A 19,520-nucleotide genomic window follows, 5' to 3' on the forward strand; every position below is an offset into this window, starting at 1 on the left:
CCCCCCCGGATCGGCCCCGTCGACTGGCGGTCGGTTCCGCCGGTTCCGCAAGGGTAGCCGCCCGCCCCGGCCCGATAAAGGGATTTCGGGGCCGGGGCGGGCACGCGGCACGGGCGAACGTCGTGCCGCGCAGGATCAGTAGCGGTAGTGTTCGGGCTTGAACGGACCCTCGGGCGCGACGCCGATATAGGCCGCCTGTTCGGGGTCGAGCTTGGTCAGCTTGGCCCCGATCTTTTCGAGATGCAGCGCGGCCACCATCTCGTCGAGATGCTTGGGCAGGATGTAGACGTCGTTCTCGTATTCGCCGCCGTTCCGCCACAGCTCGATCTGGGCGAGCACCTGGTTGGTGAACGAGGCCGACATGACAAAGGACGGATGGCCCGTCGCGTTGCCGAGGTTCAGCAGACGGCCCTCGGACAGCAGGATGATCCGGTTGCCCGAAGGCATCTCGATCATGTCCACCTGGTCCTTGATGTTGGTCCACTTGTGGTTCTTGAGGCTGGCAACCTGGATCTCGTTGTCGAAATGGCCGATATTGCCGACGATGGCCATGTCCTTCATCGCGCGCATATGCTCGATGCGGATCACGTCCCGGTTGCCCGTCGTGGTGATGAAAATGTCGGCGCTGTCGATCACGTCCTCGAGCAGCACGACCTCGAACCCGTCCATCGCCGCCTGAAGCGCGCAGATCGGGTCGACCTCGGTCACTTTCACCCGCGCGCCCGCACCGCGCAGGCTGGCGGCCGAGCCCTTGCCAACGTCGCCATAGCCGCAGACCACGGCGACCTTGCCCGCCATCATCGTGTCGGTGGCGCGCCGGATGCCGTCGACCAGGCTTTCCTTGCAGCCATACTTGTTGTCGAACTTGGACTTGGTGACGCTGTCGTTGACGTTGATCGCCGGGAACGGGAGCTGGCCCTTTTTCTTGAGGTCATAGAGCCGGTGAACCCCGGTCGTCGTTTCCTCGGACACGCCCTTGATCTGGTCGCGCATCCGGCCGAACCAGCCGGGGGTTTCCTTCATCCGCTTGCGGATCTGGTCGAAGATCGCCTGCTCTTCCTCCGAGGTGGGCACGGCGATCAGGTCCTCCTCGCCGGCCTCGACCCGCGCGCCGAGCAGGATGTAGAGCGTCGCGTCGCCGCCATCGTCGAGGATCAGGTTCGGGCCGTCCTCGAACATGAAGGACCGGTCGAGATAGTCCCAATGCTCCACGAGGGTCTGCCCCTTGACCGCAAAGACGGGCACCCCGGCCTCGGCCACAGCCGCGGCGGCGTGGTCCTGCGTCGAAAAGATGTTGCACGAGGCCCAGCGCACATCCGCGCCCAGCGCGGTCAGCGTCTCGATCAGAACGGCGGTCTGGATCGTCATGTGCAGCGATCCGACGATCCGCGCGCCCGAAAGCGGCTTGTCCTTGCCGTATTTCTCGCGCAGCGCCATGAGGCCGGGCATCTCTGTCTCTGCGATATCGAGTTCCTTGCGGCCATAGCCTGCAAGCGTGATATCCTTGACGACATAATCCTTGGCCATGCGGTCCATCCTTGAATGCGGTGTCGCGGGGCCTTTATCACCGCTGGGGATTGCCGGCAATCGACCGCGGAGAGCGATGGAACACCCAGTCACCAGCGACCGCCCGGCCGCGTCAGATGCTGCGATCGTCTTTGTCGCCGATGGGGACTATGCGGCCTTTGCGCTGCACGCGGCCGCGCAGATCGCCGCGCTGCACTCGGCGCGCGATTTCGACATCTGCCTGTGCGGCACCGTGCCGCCCGCACCGCTGCCCGACAGCCTGTCGCATCTGGGCATCCGGCTATGCGGCATCGCCACGGGCGGGCGGTTCGACGGGCTGCGGCTGGACGAGGGGCGCACCGATATCGTCTATCTCAGGCTCGCCCTGCCCGAGGCATTCGCCCGCGATTATCGCCGGGTGCTCTATCTCGACGCCGATATCTTTGTCGAACGGGGCGATTTCGCCGCGCTCCTGCGGGCCGACCTGCACGGTCACGCCTTGGCCGCGGTGCGCGACAATTCGCAATGGCGCACGCCGAACCGCCGCCCCGAGCAATTCCGCCGGCTGGGCCTGCCCGCCGCGCCCTATTTCAATGCGGGGGTCATGCTGATGGACCTGCCCGCCTGGCGCGCCGCGGCGATCACCGATCGCGCCGTGTCCTTGGGCGAGGCGAACCGCGAGCGCATGATCCGCCATGACCAGAACCTGCTGAATGCCGTCCTGCAGGGCGACTGGGCCGAGCTTCACCCCGCCTGGAACTGGCAATACACCCGCGCGTCGAACCTGCTGTCCGAGATGGTCGGTCCGAACCTGCTGCACTTCATCGGCCCCGAAAAGCCGTGGTCGCACAAGGGCGGACGGCTGCCGCTGCGCTTTCACGACGCATTCGCGCGGTTCACCGCCGCGCATTTCGGCCGCAGCCCGGATGCGGCCGGGATTGCCCCGTCGAAAAACCGCGATTGGCTGCGCAAATCGCTGTGGAAACAGACGCTGTCGGTGGGCCGGATGTGCGATTATCTCGACCGGTTCGACGGCGATCTCGACATTCTCGGCGGGGCCGCCCGGTGAAGCCCGCGCGCGCCTGGCAACGGATGCTCTCGGGGCGCAGGCTCGACCTGCTGGACCCCACGCCCGTCGATATCGAGATCGAGGATATCGCCCACGGTCTCGCCTTCGTCGCGCGCTGGAACGGGCAGACGCGCGGCGATTTCGCCTATTCGGTGGCCGAGCATTCGCTGTTGGTCGAGGCGCTGTTCGCCCGGATCGACCCCGCCGCCCCACCGCGCTGGCGCCTGGCCGCGCTGCTGCACGACGCGCCGGAATACGTGATCGGGGACATGATCTCGCCGGTCAAGGCGGCCGTGGGTCCGGGCTATGGCGCGCTCGATGCGCGGCTCGCCGCGGCGATCCGCCTGCGTTTTGGCCTGCCGGCCGAGATCCCGCAAACCGTCAAGCGAAAGATCAAGGCGGCCGACCGCGCCTCGGCCCGGATGGAGGCGGTCAGCATCGCGGGCTTTTCCGAGGCCGAGGCGACGCGGTTCTTCGGCCGCCCCGACCCCGCCCTGACCGAGGGGCTGGAAATCGTCCTGCGCCCCCCGCGCGAGACCCGCGCGGATTTCGTCGCCCGTCACGCCGCGTTGCTGGCGGCGATCTAGCCCCGCGTCGCGGCCAGCCGCGCAAGCCCGCTCGTCACCCCGATGCCCGCGACGGCGGCCAGCGCAAAGGCGAGCGCCGCGCCCAGATGCGGCAGGCCGATGGCCAGCACGAAACAGAAGGCGGCAAGGCTCGAGATACCCAGCATCGCGGCACGCAGGGTCGAGATGGCGATATCGGCCCCCACGCGCTGATGGATCGTGATCGAGATGACGCTCAGCCCGAGGGGATAGGTCAGCAGCAGCCCCGACAGCGCCGGGCCCAGCCGCTCGGTCACGAGCGTCACCGCCGCCACCAGCGCGCCCGCCAGCCCGCCGCGCAGCAGCAGCACCCCCCATCCGCCCGCCCCCCGCGCGGGTGGACGGGGTTGTTCGAGCCGCTGCGTGACCCGGCGCGCGAACAGGGTCGCGGCGGCGAAAAGCGCCAGCCCGACCCAGGCCATGCGCGGCACCGCGGCCAGCGGAACGGCGGCGGCGAACCATGACAGGGCTGCAAGCGCGAGGATCGCGCGCGACCGCCGCGCGCCGATGACATAGACCAGCAGAAAGACCTGCGACGCGGTCAGCGCGATCAGCGCCGAGGTCGCGGCATCCACCGCGAACCCCACGCTGTTCTCGCGCAGGATGAAAAAGAACCCCGGCCCCAGCACGATGGGCAAGCCCCCCAGCGCGCCGCCGATGGCGGGGCCGAACCGCTCGACCGCCCAGGCCACGGCGATGACGATGCCCGCGGTAGCCAGCACGCGCAACGCAAGCTCGGCGGCAAGCGTGGCGGTCATCGCGGGCGCCTCGGCACGGCAGGACGGGCGGTCGCGGCGCTGGACGCCTTGGGCATCGGGCAATCTCCGGTTGGGGGCGGTCGGCCCGGCACCGGCCTATCTAGGGCACGGCGGCGGCAGGGCACCAGCGCGCCGCGACCGGCGGGATGCAGCCGCCCCAAAGCGCGCTTCTTGACCCCGCCGGACCGGGGGAGCAAAGACACGCGCGTTCGACCTGTCGCGACCTCTTCGGTACCGCCAATGCCCCCACAGCCATCCCCCTGCGACCTTCCGGCCCTGCGCGACGCGCTGGCCTCAAAGGGCGACATGCCGACCGTTCTGGTCTGGTTCAAGGCCAAGCCGCGCATCTCGACCATGCGCCCGCTGGCCGCGACCATCGCCGGGGCCGGCTACCGTGTGTTCCTCGGGTGGCCGCCGATGCTCGACCTCGATCCGGCCGAGGTGGCGGGCGATACCGGGCTTGCCTGCTACGTGGTCCGGTTTGCCGATGTGCCCAGCCTGCGCGGCGTCGACCTGTTCATCTCGTCCGAGGTCGACATCAGCGACGCGCCCGCCGACGCCGTGCGGTTCGCGATCCACCACTCGCTGCCCGATGCCTCGATCCGGCGCGAGTATCACAGCCTGATCGCCATCAAGCCAAAGGTCGCGATCAATGCCGACTATTACGCCATCCCCGTTCTGCAGGAGCCGCAGGACTGGCAGGCGAAATGCTATGCCCCTTTCGTCGACCGGGTGTTCCCGGCCAATTTGCTGAGCGGGCGGCCCGACCGGCTGACGGTGGTGCCCTTCGGCTATCCCAAGATCGACCACCTGATGGCCGAGGACGTGTCCGGGGTCGCGCTCGACACGATCACCTATGCCCCGACCCAGTCGATCAAGGGGTTCGGGTCGGTGGCCCGGCGCGGCCAAGAGATCCTGTCGATGCTGCTGGCCGAGTTTCCAGACCATCGCATCGCTTTCAGGCCCTACCCGGTGCGCGACCCGGCGCGGTTGCAGGATCTCATGCACCGCTTCGACGATCATCCGCGCTACGTTCTGGACGAATCGCCCACCGGCGAGGACGTGTTGCGCCGCTCGGCGCTGGTCGTCACGGACCGCTCGTCCGTCGCCATATCTTTCGGCCTGGGATACGCGCGGCCGGTGGTGTTCTTCGACGACACGCGCCCCAAGGCCGGCAAGGGGATCGGGCCGTTCGATACCATCGGGCTGCGGACCGGCACGATCGACGAGTTGCGGACCGCCATCGAACGGCTGCTGGCCGATCCGGCCGCCGTCGCCGAAAGGGTGGAGCGCCGGCGCGGCGACTACATCTGCAATCCGGGGCGCGCGGCCGAGTACCTGGTCGAGGCGATCCCCGATATCCTGTCGGGCAAGTCGCGGCCCGACTGGCTCGAGGTGCCGCGCCGCCCGTTTGCCGCCCGCAACCGGGCTGCCTATTTGCGGCAATTCGAAAGGCTGAGGTCCGAGGTGCTTAGACGCGATCCATCGGTCGACGAGGAACGCTTTGCATTCTTTCGCGAGGCGTATCAATCCGCCGCGCCGGTCCGACCGCTCAGATCCCTTGCGGGGCGGATCCTTCGAAGAATGCGAGATCCTCGACGCTATCTATCTCGCCCCAGGGGCCCTGAGTCGCGATAGCCTCGATACCCGTGCCCCGCGCGATCAGCGCGTCGAGAAGTTCGGTCATGCTTTGCGCGTCGCGCGCCTCGGGCGGCATCCCCGCGCGCAGCGCCTCGATGGCGGCCCAGCCTTCGGGCGTGATGCGGACGAGCCCCATATACTGCCCCTCGATCTCGTCGATGCTGCGCGGGCGGCGCCCGATCCCGGCGAGCCAGCGGCGCCCGTCCCCCGAAGGCGGCTTCAGGCGAAAGGTCTCGGCATCGTCAAGAGGGTCGTCGAACCGGCCGCGCCACTGGGCCTCCCAATCGGGGTCATAGGTGATCGCCACGCCGCCCACCGCCCCGGCCAGCGCGCGCACGGCCTCCGCGCCGTAGAAGATATCGGAATAGCTCACGATCACCGGCCCCGCGCGCAGCCATTCCGCCGCGCGGGCGAGCGAGGCGACCATCTGCGTCTCGGCCCAGCGGGGATTGTGGAACGCGGCGTCGGCATAGGGGGCGAAGGCCTCGGCGCGATATCCGGTGACGATCCCGATCTCGCGCACGCCCGCCGCCGCAAGCGCCGCGCGCTGGCGCGCGACCAGCGGCACTCCGCGCAGGGGCGTCAGCCCCTTGGGTCGGTCATCGGTCAGGTGCCGCATCCGCGACCCGCGCCCGGCGGCCAGGATCAATGCCCGCATGTGAGAACCTCGCGCAGTCTGGCCATGTCGCGCGGATCGGCGCGATCCTCGCGTTCGGGGTGCCACATCCACCCCTCCCACGGCAGGGTTTCATGGGCGATCGCCTCAATCGCGCCGTCGGGCGCGGTGGCGAGGACGCGATAGCCCGGCGGGCATCCGTCCAGCGTCATCGCATGAAAGCTGTTGACCTCGTGGTCGAGCGTGCCGCTCAGGCGGTGGCGCGTGGCGACATGGCCCCCGACCGGCGCAAGGGCGCCGCCCGCCCGGCGCGCCATGACCTGCATCCCGCGGCAGAGCCCCAGAACGGGCAGCGGCGCGGCCTCGGCATGGTCGAGCAGCGCCGCCTCGAGCATGTCGCGCACCGCGTCGCGCCCCGGATCGGCGCCCCCCGACAGGATCAGCGCCCTGGGCCGGATCGCGTCGAGCCAATGCGCGAGCCCCTCGGCCCCGAGCCCCGACGGCACGGGCGCCGGCACGCCGCCCGCCGCCGCCACCATCGCGGCGAGCCGGGTGTCGAGCGCATCGCGCGTTTCGTCATGGGGTGGGCCGGTCAGGTCCCGGCGCTGCGTGATGGCGGTGACGGGGCGCGGGGGGGTGGCGGTCAAGACACCCGCTCCACCCGGCGGGCGGCGCAATCGAGCCGCAGCCAATGCGCCCGCGACCAGCGGCGGAACAGCTCTTCGCCCGCGCCGATCACGGCCGGAAGCTGAAGCTCGCCCGCGCGGATGGCCATGTGCGAATTGATCCCGCCATATTCCGTGACCAGCCCGCCGATCCCGTGCGAGAACAGCCAGTCATAGCCCGGATCGGCGCTTTGCACGAAAACGATGGCGCCCGACAGGTCGGCCGCCCGCTGGGCCCCCGGCGCCAATCGCACCACCGGCCCGGTGACGCTGCCCTGCGTCACGAAATTGGGCGCGCTTTCGGCGATCTGGAACCCGAGCACATCCTCGGGCCGGGTAATCAGCGCCGGAAGCCAGACGCGCCGCGTTTCGTCATAGCGGCGGCGGCCGTCCTCGATGCTGCGCGCAAGCACCGTGGCGGGATCGTCGGTGCGCGCGTTCAGATCGCCCACGATGCCGATATCTGCATAAGACAGGTCATCGGCCGAGAACCCCAGCGCGCCGCCCCAATCGGTAAAGGCCCGCAGCACGTCCGACAGGCTGCGCGTGAAAACGAACTTGGCGTATTCGCGCATCTCGATCCCGGCCTGCAGGAACTCGACGAAATCGACCACGTCGAGCGACATGCCATGACGCCCGAGCAGGCCGCGTATCTCGCGCAACTGCCGCGGGCTGAGACCGAATCCCGGCTTGTCGTCCTGCGCCGTCGCGTCCCGGCCGCGGCCGCCGAGATAGAGGTCGGGCGCCTCGTCATAGCGCGGCGAGCAGATATCGTAGGTGCCGGGGCGCAAATGCCCGTAACGCTCGAGGAAAGCCGCCCGGTCGAGCCGCGACAGATCGCGCGAGAACTGCCCCGAGACGGTATCGACCGAGCCGAGGAACCGCTGGTAATCGCCTTCGGTAAAGACGCCCGTGGCCACGAGCGACCGCAAGAGCTGCACCGCCATGAAACCGGCGCGCGCCAGACCCGCAAAGGGCAGCGTTCCGTATCGCCGGCAATCCTGCAAAAGCCAGTAGATCCGTTCGAGCGGTTCGAGGTCCGACGCCCCGATCCGGTCCTGCCGCTCGCGCAGAATGTCGATCTTTTGCGCATCGAGCCGCCACAGCCCGTCCTGCTGGGCGATGACGCGGTTCGTCAGGCGCCGCAGGCTCGATGCAAGCGCCTCGCGCTCGGCCGCGCCGAACCCGGCACCGGCGAGCTCTTCCAGCCGGTCGGGCAGGTCGAGCGTGTAGCACGAGAACACGATCTCGAACTCGATTTTGTCGTGCAGGTGGGGCGCCTCGACGAGGCGGCGGATATAATGCTCGGCCAGCCGCTCGGCGATGGCGTCGTCCAGGTCCGACGGGATGAACGAGTTGAAGGACAGGCGCACGTCGACATAGGGCTGACCCGCAAAGGCCTGCAGCAACGGAAATCCGCGCAGGTTGCGATAGCCGTAATTGTTGCGCTGATAGGCCCAGGTCATGTCGGTCAGCAGGTCGCGATAAAGCGACAGCGCCAGCGGCCGGGGCCGGGTGCCGATGATCTCGGCGGGGTTCCAGTCGGGCATGACCCCGAAGACGGTAGATTGCCCGCACAGATAGGGGTGCGGCCGTTGCAGCGTCGCGACCCGCGCCGCGATCCGGTCCAGCACGGCGCGATGTTCGGCCTCGGGCATCGTTTCGCGCGCATCCGCCAGAACCAGCGGGCGCGCCTGAAGCAGGTAAAGCGCCCCGTCCGTCAGCGCGGCGAACTCGATATCGAGCGGACGGCCCGGCATCAGCGCCTCGAGCTCGTCGAGAAGCGCCAGCACCGGGCGCACCGCCTCGGCGGCCGCATCGGGCGGCGCCCCTCGGGCGACGACATGGGTCTCGGCCCCGCCCCGCCCGGCGGTGATCGCGGCCGTGTCGGACCCGCGATGCAGGCTGATGACGCGATAGGGCGCGTTGGTGCCGGGATCGTGCGTGAAAGCCACGCCCGAGACGGCCACCCCCGACAGCATCGGTTGCACCAGCACCTCGTCCTCGGGCGCGGCGGGCCGATACGAGGCGAGAACCTCGTCGACCGCCCCGGCCAGCGCCGCGGCGCCGCGCACGTCGAGGATCGAGCTGTAGGCCCCCGCGTTCGACGCGGCGTTGCCATCCTCGGACAGGGCCGACGAGCGCACGATCACCGCCGCCTCGGGGCCAAAAGCATCAGCGACCGCGGCCAGCCGCCCGGCCCGGTCGCGCTCCCATTCGGCGGCGGTGAAGCTGACCTGCGGCAGCACGCGCGCGGCGGCCAGACGTCCCTCGAGATTGCCGAGCGTCCGGGCCTTGGTCGACAGGATATCCAGCATGGGCGTCACTCCGCGAACACGTCCGACGGGCCGTAGGCCGCGAGATGCTTGAGAACCGGGTGCGCGACATAGAACGTCTCGGCCCGTTCGCCGGGCGCGGGGTCGACACGCGGCCATGCGCCCCGCTCAAGGTAGGCCGACAGCGTCTCGACCAGAACCGCCGCGCGTGCAGCCCCGTCGTGCAGATGGTCGATCACCGTGCGGTCGAAAGGCGCGGGAAACCGGCGGCGCAGCAGGATCGGGCCGGCGTCGATCTCGGCCGTCAGAAAGATGGCCGAGGCGCCCAGCGTCCCCTCCGCCAGCAGGCTGAACCAGTTGGTCGTGCTGCCGCGAAACGCCGGCAGCCAGCCGCCATGCACATGCAGCATCGCCTTGCCCGCGCCCAGCGCGTCACGGCGCAGGATCTGGCCGCCGTAGCCCGAAAAGATCGCCGTATCGCCGGGCAGCGCGGCGATGGCGGCGACGGTATCGGGCGCGTTGATATCGGCGCTGTCGATCGTCGTGACCGGTGCGCCCAGCACGCGCAGATCGTCCTCGAGCGCGCTGTTGGGATCGAACGCCGCCGCCTGCCACAGCGGATCGGGCCGTGCGGGGGCGGCGGGCAGGGGCGCGCGGCTTTGCCCCGGCAGATCGCCGCCCGGCCGCCGCATCGCCAGCACATGCGCCGGCCGCAACCCGTGCCGCGCGAGCGCCTGGAGATAGGCGCGGCTGCGCGTCGTGTCGGCGCAGATCAACGAGATGCCGGGCAGGTCACTCATGCTCGCGCTCCCTCTCGATCAGGGTGGCGAGGGCCATGCGCTCCGCCTGCAACGCTGCGCGCAGATCGCCCGCCACGCGGCTGCGGGCCCCGGCGGGTTGCGAGCAGACGAGGTCGCAGAGCTTGAGCAGGGCGTTGAGCCGGGGCAGCCGCCCGACCGGGTCGTTCGCCGCGAGGATCGCCGCGAACCGCGCATAAAGCGTCAGATCGTCCACCGGCCCCGCCCCCTTGCGCAGCCGCGCGTCATAGCGGGCGTGGATCCGCTTGCCGACCTCGAACCGCTGCACCAGCCGGTCGATCCAAACCGGATCGGGCGCGGCGGCCAGCGCGCCCAGCAGGTCGCGCGTCTCGATGGGGGCGGTGCCGTCGGGCAAAGGGGGGGCGGGGTGCGGGGCCCCGGCCGGGGGCGCCTCGGGCAGGGCATTCAGCACGGCGGCGCGCGACGCGGCCCAATCGGCCAGGAATCCCGGCCCCTCGAGCGGCGAGTAGAAATAATCCTCGCGCCCGGCCAGCAGGTCGCGCGCGGTGTAGCGATAGCCGCTCATGCCGCGACGCCCGCGCCGGTGAGCAACCCCGCCAGCGCGGGCACATGGGCCAGCAGCGCCTCGGGCGGGCCGTCGTTGCGAATGGTCAGGTCGGGCGCCTCGGGGGCGGGGAACGGCAGGTCGAGCCCCGCCACATCGCGGATCTCGCCCCGATCGAACCGCGCATAGAGCCCCTTGCCGTCGCGGGCGCGCAACTGCGCCACGGGCGCATCGACAAAGACCTCGCGATAGGCGGCGGCGCGGGTGCGCATCTCGGCGCGGTGCTCGGGGAACAGCGACAGGATCGCGCAGACCACGCCGAACCCCTGCCCCTCGAGCCAGAGGCACAGTCCCATCATCCGCTCGGCATTGCGGCGCCGGTCGGCCATGGAATGCCCCAGATCGTCGCCGAAGGCCGCCCGGACCGCATCGCCATCGACCAGCACGACATCGGGGCGCGTCCGGCGCGCATGGGCGACGACCGCCTCGGCCAGCGTGGTCTTGCCGGCGCCCGACAGGCCGACGATCCAGATCACCATGACAGCGAACCCTTTCGCGGGAGATGTGGAAAAACGGGGGCGCACCGCCCGCGCGCGACCTTTGGCACAAAGCGACGACCGAGGGAACAGGGCCGGCCCGGATCGGCAGGACACCGCCTCGCGCGGCGCAGACGGGCGTTGACCGCGCCCGTGCGCCGGGTGCAGATCCCGAGCGAACGCTCGCCACAAGGGATCACGGCTCATGCCCCTCGACCTCGTCATCGCGAATGGAACGGTCGCCACCGCCTCGGACGTGTTCGAGGCCGATATCGGCATCCGCGACGGCCGCATCGTCCAGATCGGCGGCGAGATGAAGGATGCGGCACGGGTGATCGACGCGACCGGGCGCTATGTCCTGCCCGGCGGCATCGACAGCCATGTGCATATCGCGCAGCCTTCGGGGCCGGGGATCGAGATGGCGGACGGGTTCGACAGCGCGACCCGCTCGGCGGCCTTCGGGGGCAACACGATGGTCATGCCGTTTTGCCTGCAGGAACGCGGGCAGTCGCTGGCCGCGGCCTTTCGCGACTACATCGCCCAGTCCGAGGGGCAGGCGCATGTAGATCTGGGGTTTCACCTGATCGTCACCGATCCGACCCCCGCCGTTCTGGGCCAGGAGCTGCCCGCCCTGATCGAAGAGGGCCACAGCTCGGTCAAGGTCTTCATGACCTACGAGGCGCTGCGGCTGGACGATGCGGGCATACTCGCGACGATGGACGTGGCGCGGCGCCACGACGCGCGGGTGATGGTCCATTGCGAGAACGAGGACGTGATCGCCTTTCTCGCCCAGCGCGCGGTCGAGGCGGGCGAGCTGGGGCCGCGTTCGCACGCCGCAACCCGTCCCGTCGCCGCCGAGCGCGAGGCCACGCATCGCGCGCTCACCCTGGCCGAGGTGGTCGATGTGCCCATCGTCATCGTCCATGTCTCGAACGGGGCGGCCATGGACGAGATCGCGCGCGCCCGGATGCGCGGCGTGACCATCACCGCCGAGACCTGCCCGCAATACCTGATGCTGACCGAGGACGACCTGTCGCGCGAGAACTGGGAGGGCGCGAAATTCGTCTGCTCGCCGCCGCCCCGCGACCGCCGCGAACAGGAAAACTGCTGGCGCGGGCTCCAGAACGGGCTGTTCGACCTGTTCTCGTCGGATCACTGCCCGTTCCGCTACGAGGACGAAAAGGGCAAGCGCAACGCCGAGGGGTTGCGCAATTTCCGCCATATTCCCAACGGCATTCCGGGCGTCGAGACGCGCCTGCCCATCCTGTTTTCCGAAGGCGTGATGAAGGGCCGGATCGACCTGCCGCGCTTTGTCGCGCTGACGGCGACGAACCATGCCAAAACCTACGGGCTCTATCCCCGCAAGGGCACCATCGCGGTCGGGTGCGATGCCGATATCGCGATCTGGGATCCGCAGGCCCGCCGCACGATCCGGCACGCCGATCTGCATGACGCGGCCGATTACACGCCTTACGAGGGGCTCGAGGTGCAGGGCTGGCCCGAGACCGTGCTGCTGCGCGGTCGACCCGTCATCGAAGGCGGCAAGATGGTCGCCGAGGCGCGCGGAGAGGTGGTGCGGCGCCGCTAGTCCCCGACCGGCGCGCCGGGGTCCGGTGCGGCGAGACCGCTTTCCGCTGCCGCCTCGGACAGGAGGTCGCGCATGCTTTCCAGCACGCGGACCCGCGACGAGACCTGCCGCTGGATCACGCCGAGGCGCCGCGTCACCGCCCCCGGCCCCGAGGGCGGGCACCAGATCGAACCGGGGGGTGCGTCGGCGATGGCCATCTTGGGAACCACCGCCACGCCCAGCCCGGCCTGAACGCAGCCGATGATCGAGGGCATGGTGTTGGCCGTCGCGATCAGCCGGGGCGAAACGCCGAGGCGCGAAAGCTCGGTCTCGATCTGGCGGGCCAGCGGCGCGCCGGTCTCGTAGCGGATGAAGGGCCATTCGCGTAGCAGGCGCGCGGCATCCAGGCCGCGGGTTTCGGGAGGGGCGACCAGCATCAGCGGCTCGGTCAGGACGGGCGCCCAGCTCAGCCCGGCGGGGACGCCCACCTGTTCGGCCACGATGGCCGCATCCAGCCGGCCCGCCGACACGTCGAGCGTCAGCCGCTCGGACAGCTCGACCGTCAGATCGAAGGACAGGTCGGGATAGATCCCGCGCATCCGCGTAAAGACCCGCGGCACGAGCCGCATGGATACCGTGCGGATCGCCCCGATCTTGAGCACCCCGGACATCCGCGTGCCGGAAATCGACATGCGCGTCTCGGCCATGATCTGCACGACCTGCCGGGCGGCGCGGACGACCTCTTCGCCCTTGGCATTGAGCTGTGGCGGGCGCTTGGCCCGGTCGAAGACCGCCACCCCCAGCTCACCCTCAAGCGCCTGTATCTGCTGGCTGACGGCCGATGCCGTCAGATGGACGATCCGGGCGGCCCCGGCGAAACTGCCGGTATCGGCCACGGCGATGAGCGTATGAAGCTGGCGCAGATCCATGCCCCAGATAAAGAATCTCTTCACCTAAATGCAAAATATATTCGTTTCGTGAAGGCGATCTTGTCTTATAGCTATACCAAGATGTCGCCCGACGACATGACAGCCAGGGAGAACACAATGAACGCCATCACGCGCCTCGCCACGGGCCTCGGCCTCGCCGTCGCGGCCATGTCGCAGACGGCACTCGCGCAGGACTATCCCGACCGCCCGGTCGAGTTCATCGTCCCATGGTCGCCCGGCGGCGGCAGCGATACGCTGATGCGGATCGTGGCCAGCAACCTGCCGCAATACCTGGGCGCCGAGGTTCCGGTCATCAACATGCCGGGCGTCGGCGGCACCGTCGGCCTCACCGAGGCCTCGCGCCGCGATGCCGACGGCTATACGATCAGCCAGGTTCACGAGGGGCTTCTGACCGCCTCGGCCACGGGGATCACCGATCTGACCTGGCAGGATTTCGATCCGGTCGCGCTGATGACCACCTCGCCGCAATATCTCGTCACCAATGACGACCAGCCGTTCTCGACCTTCGAGGAAATGGTGACTTACGCGCAGGAAAACCCCGGCGAGCTGACCATCGGCGTCACGCTGGGCGGCGTTCCCCACCTGCACGCCGCCATGATCGAGGAGGCTTTCGACCTGGAGTTCTCCTATGTCGGCTACGAGGGCACGGGCGAGCGTATCCGCGCCGTCGTCGGCGAAAATCTCGACCTTGCCATCGGCGACATCGCCTCGGCCGGGCAGTTCGTCGAGAATGGCGACCTGGTGTTTCTCGCCGTCGGCGCGACCGAGCGGGTCGAGCAGGCCCCCGACGTGCCGACCTTTACCGAGCTCGGCGCCGATCTCGATCTTGCCGTGACCCGCGGCATCGTCCTGCCCAAGGGCAGCCCCGACGAAGCACGCGAGACGCTGGCCGCCGCGCTCGAAGAGCTGTCGCAGGACGAGACGTTCATCGAGCAGATCAACAATTCGGGCGCCGATGTGCGGTTCCGCGGCCCCGAGGAATATACCGCCTATCTCGAGAACCTGACGCAGACGGTCGACCGCCTCGCCGAAGTGCTCGCCCCGTGAGCGACCGGCCGGATCACCCGAACGGGGAGGGGCCGGGCGAAGTCGCCCGGCTCCTGTCCTATGTGGTCCTGCTGGCGATCTCGGCGGGGCTGTTCGTCGAGGCCGCCAACATCCCGACCTCGCGCTTCGAGAAACTGGGCGCGGGGGCGTTCCCCATGCTCGTCCACGGCATCCTCATGGCGCTTCTCGTCAGCGCCATCGTGGGATCGCTGCGCGCGCTGCCGTCCGGCGCCTGGGGCCGTTTTGCCGCAAGCATCACGGCCTGGGCACGGGCGCGGCGGCTGGTATTCGCCGTCTTCATCTGTCTCGCGCTCTACCTCGCGGCGATGCCGGTCATCGGCTATCCGATCGCGACGCTCGTCTTTCTCGCCGTGCTCCAGATCACCTTCGCGCCCAAGACGCGGACCGCGATCGCCATCGCGCTCGTCCTCGCCGTGGTCTTTTCGTTCGGCCTGAACTGGCTGTTCGCCGAAATCTTCAACGTCTTCCTGCCGCGGGGCCGCTAGATAATGGACGCATTCCTCCTCGGCGCCTCCGAGCTTCTGTCGCCGACCACGCTGCTGTGGATGCTGCTCGGCTCGATGGCCGGGATCATCGCGGCCGCCATTCCCGGCTTTACCGTCACGATGGCCATCGTGCTGACCCTGCCCCTGACCTTTGCGATGGAGCCGTTGCAGGGCATCGCGGTCATGCTGGCCGTCTATGTCGGCGGCTATACGGGCGGCCTGATCTCGGCCGCGCTGCTGGGCATTCCGGGCACGCCGTCCTCGGTGGCGACCACGTTCGACGCCTTTCCCATGGCCCGCGGCGGACAGCCGGGGCGCGCGCTGTCCATCGGCGTCTGGGCCTCGTTCTTCGGAACGGTCATCTCGACCGCGGTGCTGATCGTGGCTGCCCCGCCGCTGGCGATCTTTGCCGTGCGGCTTGGCCCGTGGGAATATTTCTCGCTGATCGTCTTTGCCCTGACCATCGTGGCAAGCCTCGTCGGCAACGCGCTGCAACGCGGGCTGATCGCGGCGATGATCGGTCTGGCGATCTCGACCGTCGGGACCGACCCGATCCTCGGGCGCCCGCGCTTCGATTTCGGGCTCGACGTGCTGGCCGCGGGGCTTCCGTTCCTCGTCGTGCTGATCGGGATCTTCGCCATCTCGCAGCTTGCCTCCGAGGTCGAGGATGCCGACGCCATCAAGCGCGGCGAGCGTCTGGCCACCGGCGAGATCGAGTTCCACACCTGGGCCGTGATGCGCGAGGTGCTGATGCGCCCGGTGAACCTGATCCGCTCGTCGCTGGTGGGGGTCGCCGTCGGTGCGCTGCCGGGGGCGGGCGGGTCCATCGCCAACCTCGTCGCCTACGACCAGGCCAAGCGGGCGTCGAAGACCCCCGAACGGTTCGGGACAGGGATCGCCGATGGCGTCGTCGCCTCAGAGGCGGGCAACTCGGCCACGGCGGGCGGCGGCCTGATCCCGCTGATCGCGCTCGGCATCCCCGGATCGGCGGTCGACGCGATCCTCATGGCCTCGCTCATGGTGCACGGCATCTCGGTCGGGCCGCGGCTCATCATGGACAATGCCGACCTAGTCTATGGCATGTTCCTCGCCATGGCGATTTCGAGCCTGATGATGCTCGTCGTCTGCATCTTTTCCATGCGGATGTTCCTGCGCATCGCCGAGGTGCCGAAATGGGTGGTCGTGCCCATCGTCCTCGTCTGCTGCGTCGTGGGCAGTTTCGCGTTGAACAATCGGGTGACGGATCTCTACCTGCTCGGCTTCGTGGGGCTGGCGGGCTATGCGCTCAAGGCGCTCGACTATCCGCTGGCGCCGCTGGTGCTGGGCGTCATCCTCGGCCCCATCGCCGAAACCAACCTGCGCCGCGCGCTGATGACCGACAGCGACTGGACGCTGTTCCTGACGCGTCCGACGAGCCTCGTCTTCCTGATCGCCGCCGCCCTCTCGATCACATGGGCGGTCCGCGCGCATCTGCGCGCGCGCAAGGCCGCTGCAACCCGAAAGGAATCCCCGCAATGAAGCTTCGCCACGATGCGCTCTATGCCTCCCGGCGCTCGCCGGTCCTGGCCGACAATGCCGTCGCGTCCTCGCATCCCCTCGCCACGCAGGCGGGGATGCGGATGCTGGCGCGAGGCGGCAACGCGGTGGATGCGGCCATCGCGACGGCGGCGGTGCTGACGGTGGTCGAGCCCACCGGCTGCGGGCTGGGCTCCGACGCGTTCTGCATCCTGTGGGACGGCAAGGAATTGCACGGGCTCAACGCCTCGGGCGCGGCTCCCGCCGGCTGGGCGCCCGAGCGGTTCGCGGGCCGCCGCGAAATGCCCGATCGCGGCTGGGAGACGGTGACCGTGCCCGGCATGGTCGACGCCTGGGCGGTGCTGGCCGAGCGGTTCGGGACGCTCGATCTGCCGACGCTTCTCGCCCCCGCGATCGGCTATGCGCGCGACGGGTTCAACGTCTCGCCCATCATCGCCGCGCTCTGGGCACGCGGGGCCGAGCTGCTGTCCGATCAACCGGGCTTTGCCGCCTGTTTCATGCCCGAGGGCCGTGCCCCCCGCGCCGGAGAGCGGTTCCGAAACCCCGACCAGGCGCGAAGCCTCGAACTCATCGCCGAGAGCGGCGGCCGCGCCTTCTACGAGGGCGAACTGGCCGAGCGCATCGCCGCCTTTGCCGCCGAGCACGATGCCGCGCTCACGGTCGAGGACATGGCCGCCCACAGCTCGGAATGGTGCGGCACGATCTCAAAGGGTTTCGACGGCGCCGATCTGCACGAGATCCCGCCCAACGGGCAGGGCATCGCCGCGCTGATGGCGCTTGGAATGCTCGACCACACCCCGATCCGCGATTTCGGCCCCGACGATCCGACGGCGCTGCACCTCCAGGTCGAGGCGATCAAGTTGGCCTTTGCCGACATGCATGCCTGCGTCGCGGATTCACGCTACATGACGCGCACGACCGCCGCGCATCTGCTCGACCCCGACTATCTCGAAAGCCGGGCGCGGCTGATCGACCCCGCCCGCGCCCAGTGCCACGGGCCGGGCGCGCCCAAGGCGGGTGGCACGGTGTATCTCAGCGCGGCGGATGCGGGCGGGATGATGGTGTCGTTCATCCAGTCGAACTATTCCGGCTTCGGCTCGGGGGTGGTGGTGCCGGGCACCGGCATCAGCCTGCAAAACCGCGGGTCAGGCTTTTCGCTCGAGCCCGATCACCCCAACCGCGTCGCCCCGCGCAAGCGCCCCTTTCACACGATCATTCCGGGGTTCGTCATGCGCGACGGGCAGCCCGATACCAGTTTCGGCGTGATGGGCGGGCCGATCCAGGCGCAGGGGCATCTGCAGATGATGCTGCGCACCCAGCTTTGGAACCAGGACCCGCAGACCGCCATCGACGCGCCGCGCTGGCGCTTTGTCGCGGGCGACGAACTGGCCTGCGAAGAGACCATGCCGCAGGCCACGCAGGACGATCTGGCCGCGCGCGGTCATCGCCTGTCGCTGGCCGCGCCCGACAGCGCCTTTGGCTTTGGCGGGGCGCAGATGATCCGGCGCCTGCCGGGGGGCGGCTATGTCGCGGGCTCGGACCCCCGCAAGGACGGCAACGCCGCCGGGTTCTGAGCGCGGGCGCGCGGGCGATGGCCCTGCCCCGCGCCGCCGCTATATGATGGCGTCGTGGCCGGTGCGGGCGACCCCTGCACCGGCGTCTTGCGACAGGGGCCACGCATGAGCGACTGGATCGACCGATTTCCCGGCCTCGCCGCGCTGCACGCGCCCGTGCGCGACGCGCTGGTGGCCAGTGCCGGGATCGTGCGCGTGCCCGAGGGCACCGTCATCTTCGGCCCCGGACAGGCGCCCGAGAACCTGCTCCTGCTGCTTGAGGGACGCGTCCGGGTTCAGCAGCTTGCCGAAAACGGGCGCGAGATCATCCTCTACCGCGTCCATGCCGGGGAAAGCTGCGTGCTGACCACGGCCTGCCTGCTGGCCTTCGAGGACTATACGGCCGAGGGCATCGCCGAGACCGATCTCGAGGCGGTGGCGATCCCGAAACGCGCCTTCGACGACGCGATGGCCGGCTCGCCAGAGTTCCGGCAATTCGTCTTTGCCGCCTATTCCCGGCGGATCACCGACCTGTTCCTGACCGTCGAGGAAATCGCCTTTGGCCGAATGGATGCGCGGCTTGCCCACAAGATGCTTGAGCTCGGCCGCGAGGGCGACCTGATCGACGCCACCCATGGCGATCTGGCGCGCGAACTCGGCACCGCGCGCGAGGTCGTGTCGCGCCAGATGTCGGAATTCGCGCGCCGCGCCTGGGTCGAGCAGAAGCGCGGCGCCATCCGCATCGCGGACCGTCCCGCGCTGGAACGGTTCGCGCGGGCGAACCCGGTCTGAGCTGTGTGACAAGATCACCGTCGCCGCGCGCCCGGCCGTGCTTGGCTGTTCCCGACCGGTCCCGGCACATCCGCCGCCCGGCCAGGAAAAGGATATTCCGCATGACCCGTTTCGCCTCTGCCGCCGCCGCGATCCTGCTTGCCGCCACGCCCGCGCTTGCGCAGGACAAGGCCCCCGTGGCCGTCATCGTCACCTCGGGCGACGCGCAGGTTCAGTTGATGTCGATGGTCCTGACCATGCAATCGGCCCGGCAAGGCGCCGCCACCCGCGTCCTGCTTTGCGGGCCCGCGGGCGATATGGCGCTGCGCGACGCGCCCGAGACCGCCACCGCGGGCCAGCCGCCCCGCGACATGAGCCCCCAGGGCCTGATGCAGACGATCATGGGCGAGACCGAAACCACGGTCGAGGTCTGCGCGATCTACCTGCCGGGCAAGGGGCTCGAGCCCTCGGCGCTGATCGACGGCGTCACCGTCGCCGACCCCGCCGAGATCGGCGCGGCAATCGTCGATCCGGGCACGAAATTCGTCAGTTTCTGACGAATTGCGTCGGTGACGGTGATCTAGTCACCGACACA

Annotated in this window: 19 protein-coding genes; 10 read left to right on the forward strand and 9 right to left on the reverse strand. The window is 69.4% G+C overall.

Annotated features, from left to right (window positions below):
- Positions 1–135: 135 nt before the first annotated feature.
- Positions 136–1,527, reverse strand: a complete 1,392-nt coding sequence (gene ahcY, locus E2L08_RS10260; protein ID WP_133396987.1) for an adenosylhomocysteinase — start codon at positions 1,525–1,527, stop codon at positions 136–138.
- A 76-nt stretch (positions 1,528–1,603) separates the two neighbouring features.
- Here ahcY and E2L08_RS10265 point away from each other — a divergent pair, with 76 nt between their 5' ends.
- Positions 1,604–2,575: a glycosyltransferase family 8 protein gene (locus tag E2L08_RS10265; protein ID WP_133396988.1), complete on the forward strand. Its 972-nt coding sequence runs from the start codon at positions 1,604–1,606 to the stop codon at positions 2,573–2,575.
- A gap of 23 nt (positions 2,576–2,598) precedes the next feature.
- Positions 2,599–3,162: an HD domain-containing protein gene (locus tag E2L08_RS10270; RefSeq protein ID WP_133397028.1), complete on the forward strand. Its 564-nt coding sequence runs from the start codon at positions 2,599–2,601 to the stop codon at positions 3,160–3,162.
- On the opposite strand, the gene E2L08_RS10275 is transcribed toward E2L08_RS10270, so the two are convergent.
- Complete coding sequence (locus E2L08_RS10275; protein ID WP_168771116.1) at positions 3,159–3,938, reverse strand: hypothetical protein; 780 nt, start codon at positions 3,936–3,938, stop codon at positions 3,159–3,161. The two genes, E2L08_RS10270 and E2L08_RS10275, sit on opposite strands and share 4 nt — an antisense overlap.
- A 240-nt stretch (positions 3,939–4,178) precedes the next feature.
- On the opposite strand from E2L08_RS10275, the gene E2L08_RS10280 reads away from it, so the two are divergent.
- The gene (locus E2L08_RS10280; RefSeq protein WP_133396990.1) at positions 4,179–5,576 is read left to right on the forward strand and encodes a CDP-glycerol glycerophosphotransferase family protein; all 1,398 of its coding nucleotides are present in this window, start codon (positions 4,179–4,181) and stop codon (positions 5,574–5,576) included.
- On the opposite strand, the gene E2L08_RS10285 is transcribed toward E2L08_RS10280, so the two are convergent.
- The 6 genes from E2L08_RS10285 to E2L08_RS10310 are packed head-to-tail and all read right to left on the reverse strand — an operon-like array spanning position 5,491 to position 10,998.
- Positions 5,491–6,237: a phosphocholine cytidylyltransferase family protein gene (locus tag E2L08_RS10285; RefSeq protein ID WP_133396991.1), complete on the reverse strand. Its 747-nt coding sequence runs from the start codon at positions 6,235–6,237 to the stop codon at positions 5,491–5,493. The two genes, E2L08_RS10280 and E2L08_RS10285, sit on opposite strands and share 86 nt — an antisense overlap.
- Positions 6,225–6,842: a gamma-glutamyl-gamma-aminobutyrate hydrolase family protein gene (locus tag E2L08_RS10290; protein ID WP_133396992.1), complete on the reverse strand. Its 618-nt coding sequence runs from the start codon at positions 6,840–6,842 to the stop codon at positions 6,225–6,227. Before E2L08_RS10290 ends, E2L08_RS10285 begins: the two co-directional genes overlap by 13 nt.
- On the reverse strand, positions 6,839–9,178 hold the full coding sequence (locus tag E2L08_RS10295; protein ID WP_133396993.1) for a PEP/pyruvate-binding domain-containing protein: 2,340 nt from the start codon (positions 9,176–9,178) through the stop codon (positions 6,839–6,841). Before E2L08_RS10295 ends, E2L08_RS10290 begins: the two co-directional genes overlap by 4 nt.
- Before the next feature lie 5 nt (positions 9,179–9,183).
- A complete protein-coding gene (locus E2L08_RS10300) occupies positions 9,184–9,936 on the reverse strand; it encodes a formyltransferase family protein (protein WP_133396994.1) in 753 nt (250 codons plus the stop codon).
- The gene (locus E2L08_RS10305) at positions 9,929–10,480 is read right to left on the reverse strand and encodes a hypothetical protein (RefSeq protein ID WP_133396995.1); all 552 of its coding nucleotides are present in this window, start codon (positions 10,478–10,480) and stop codon (positions 9,929–9,931) included. The genes E2L08_RS10300 and E2L08_RS10305 overlap by 8 nt, the downstream gene beginning before the upstream one ends.
- The gene (locus E2L08_RS10310; protein WP_133396996.1) at positions 10,477–10,998 is read right to left on the reverse strand and encodes an adenylyl-sulfate kinase; all 522 of its coding nucleotides are present in this window, start codon (positions 10,996–10,998) and stop codon (positions 10,477–10,479) included. Before E2L08_RS10310 ends, E2L08_RS10305 begins: the two co-directional genes overlap by 4 nt.
- 202 nt (positions 10,999–11,200) lie before the next feature.
- Between E2L08_RS10310 and hydA the strand changes: the two genes are divergently transcribed.
- The gene (gene hydA / locus E2L08_RS10315) at positions 11,201–12,583 is read left to right on the forward strand and encodes a dihydropyrimidinase (protein ID WP_133396997.1); all 1,383 of its coding nucleotides are present in this window, start codon (positions 11,201–11,203) and stop codon (positions 12,581–12,583) included.
- Here the strand turns inward: hydA and E2L08_RS10320 are convergent.
- Positions 12,580–13,515: a LysR family transcriptional regulator gene (locus E2L08_RS10320; RefSeq protein WP_240758193.1), complete on the reverse strand. Its 936-nt coding sequence runs from the start codon at positions 13,513–13,515 to the stop codon at positions 12,580–12,582. The genes hydA and E2L08_RS10320 overlap by 4 nt on opposite strands.
- Positions 13,516–13,608: 93 nt before the next feature.
- On the opposite strand from E2L08_RS10320, the gene E2L08_RS10325 reads away from it, so the two are divergent.
- The 6 genes from E2L08_RS10325 to E2L08_RS10350 all read left to right on the forward strand — a co-directional run bounded on the left by E2L08_RS10325 (position 13,609) and on the right by E2L08_RS10350 (position 19,482).
- The gene (locus tag E2L08_RS10325) at positions 13,609–14,559 is read left to right on the forward strand and encodes a Bug family tripartite tricarboxylate transporter substrate binding protein (protein WP_133396998.1); all 951 of its coding nucleotides are present in this window, start codon (positions 13,609–13,611) and stop codon (positions 14,557–14,559) included.
- Positions 14,556–15,065, forward strand: a complete 510-nt coding sequence (locus E2L08_RS10330; protein WP_133396999.1) for a tripartite tricarboxylate transporter TctB family protein — start codon at positions 14,556–14,558, stop codon at positions 15,063–15,065. Before E2L08_RS10325 ends, E2L08_RS10330 begins: the two co-directional genes overlap by 4 nt.
- 3 nt (positions 15,066–15,068) lie before the next feature.
- Positions 15,069–16,583: a tripartite tricarboxylate transporter permease gene (locus E2L08_RS10335; protein WP_133397000.1), complete on the forward strand. Its 1,515-nt coding sequence runs from the start codon at positions 15,069–15,071 to the stop codon at positions 16,581–16,583.
- Positions 16,580–18,175: a gamma-glutamyltransferase family protein gene (locus E2L08_RS10340; protein ID WP_133397001.1), complete on the forward strand. Its 1,596-nt coding sequence runs from the start codon at positions 16,580–16,582 to the stop codon at positions 18,173–18,175. The genes E2L08_RS10335 and E2L08_RS10340 overlap by 4 nt, the downstream gene beginning before the upstream one ends.
- 105 nt (positions 18,176–18,280) lie before the next feature.
- Positions 18,281–18,946, forward strand: coding sequence for a Crp/Fnr family transcriptional regulator (locus E2L08_RS10345; protein WP_133397002.1), 666 nt, complete (start codon positions 18,281–18,283; stop codon positions 18,944–18,946).
- Between the two features lie 101 nt (positions 18,947–19,047).
- Positions 19,048–19,482 carry a DsrE family protein gene (locus E2L08_RS10350; protein WP_133397003.1) on the forward strand — a complete coding sequence of 145 codons (435 nt, stop codon included), beginning with the start codon at positions 19,048–19,050 and terminating at the stop codon, positions 19,480–19,482.
- Positions 19,483–19,520: the final 38 nt, after the last annotated feature.

It is taken from the genome of Palleronia sediminis (genome assembly GCF_004358695.1).
Classification (GTDB): Bacteria; Pseudomonadota; Alphaproteobacteria; order Rhodobacterales; family Rhodobacteraceae; genus Palleronia; species Palleronia sediminis.